Source organism: Mesobacillus sp. (assembly GCF_049588175.1).
GTDB lineage: Bacteria > Bacillota > Bacilli > Bacillales > Cytobacillaceae > Mesobacillus.
Genome location: NZ_JBAVFI010000603.1, coordinates 1 through 1782 on the forward strand (window position 1 = coordinate 1; position 1782 = coordinate 1782).

The 1782-nt window shown below is 39.2% G+C and carries 2 protein-coding genes; one reads left to right on the forward strand and one right to left on the reverse strand.

Going from position 1 to position 1782, the window contains the following annotated elements:
- A partial coding sequence (locus tag WB217_RS14640; RefSeq protein ID WP_423993971.1) for an AAA family ATPase occupies positions 1-971 on the reverse strand: 971 nt, incomplete at its 3' end.
- A 325-nt stretch (positions 972-1296) separates the two neighbouring features.
- Between WB217_RS14640 and WB217_RS14645 the strand changes: the two genes are divergently transcribed.
- Positions 1297-1782 (forward strand): MFS transporter (locus WB217_RS14645; protein ID WP_423993972.1); only part of this gene is annotated, 486 nt, incomplete at its 3' end.

Sequence of the window (1782 nt, forward strand, 5' to 3'; positions counted from 1 at the left end):
GTATCAGGAAGAGGGACATTGAATGAGAAATCAATCCGGCCAGGACGAAGGAAGGCCTCATCTAACATATCCTTGCGGTTCGTTGCGGCAATAAAGAGGATGCCATCGTTCGCATGTCCCCCGTCCAGCTGCACAAGAAGCTCAGTCAGTGTTTTTTCTCCTTCTTCGCCTCCATTAGGCTTTCTTTTTCCGGCTAATGCATCTACTTCATCAATAAAAATCACTTTAGGCCCTTGTTGTTTACGTGCGCTCTGAAATAGACTCCGAACACGTGAAGCACCGACTCCAATGAACATTTCATTAAATGCTGACCCACTTGCGGAATAAAAACTTGCATTCAATTCACGCGCGATTGCCTGGGCAAGCAAGGTTTTCCCAGTTCCTGGAGGTCCATATAATAAAATACCCTTTGGCGGTTTGATTCCCATTTTTTCTGATTTCTCAGGATCCTTCAAAATTGATAGAGTCTGAAAAATTTCTTCTTTCATTTCATCCTGAAGACCGCCAACATTTGCTAATGTAATTGAAGGCAGGGGAGCTGGTTTGGAAACACTGTTTTTCATCTTATTTCCTGTTCCAATGCCGCCCGTTTTCTTTTGGATTACATAAACAGCACCCATAAGCAATATAAGGATTCCGCCAAGTAACCATGCTCCATATTTGCTGTTATTGGCATATTCATAGCTTATATTATTTTTTTCTACTAATTTTTCTACCATTTGGCTCCCAGGTGGTACTTGGGAAACAAAAGTGGAATCTTTCGTTTTTAATAGGAGAGTACCATCTATATTTTCTGTAAGAGTTGCGGTTTCCCCGCCAAGACTCTCAACTGTATTTACTAATGAAGAAAAGGGTACTGATACCTTTTTGTCTGTATTCTGGACCATAAAGGTTGCTGCTATTGTAAATATCACTATAATCGCCGCAAAAAGGGGAAGAATCTTAGAAACAAGTTTCGAATTTGAATTCATGCTTTCAGCTCCTTTTCGAATCTATATACCATTATAAGAAATAAAACCACGTTATGAATGGGTAAATTGAATGAGAGCAGCTGGTAAATATATGAAAATATAAGTAATAAGGTTTATAAAACCTCGAAAAGCGGGTATAGAGCTGTTTTTCAATTTGTCTATTGGGAAAATAATTGTGAAGATATTGTGACAAACAAAATGTTCTGGTAAATTTTTCTAACTTAACCCCAAAAGTATCTTGAAACTTTTGGAAGTTACCGATAGGATGAAAAGAGATTAGTAATTTATATTACTGCAAAAATTGTCTGCATCAGGAGGGGTCTGTTTGAAGGGCTGGAAAAATCCCTTATTGTTAATATTCGGGATAGGGATTTCAAACATTGGTAACTGGATATATTTTGTAGCAATCAACTTATTGGTTCTGAAAATAACCGGATCAGCTGCAGCTATTGCCGGGCTGTTCATTATCAGGCCGCTAGCAATACTCTGCACCAATACATGGGCGGGCAGCGTGATCGACCGGGTGAATAAGCGAAAGCTGATGGTTTACATCGACCTAATAAGAGGGTTTCTTATTGCCATCATCCCATTCTTTTCTTCATTAATACCAATCTATATCATTATGTTCTTAACAAATGTTGCTGGAGCCTTTTTTGCTCCTACTTCAGAAACATATATTACTAAACTGGTGCCAGCTGAAAAGAGGAAACGGTTCAACTCGATGTTTTCTTTTGCTACTTCTGGGGCGATGCTGGTTGGCCCAAGTGTCTCCGGAATATTGATCATGTACGGCAGCATCAATACAAGTATA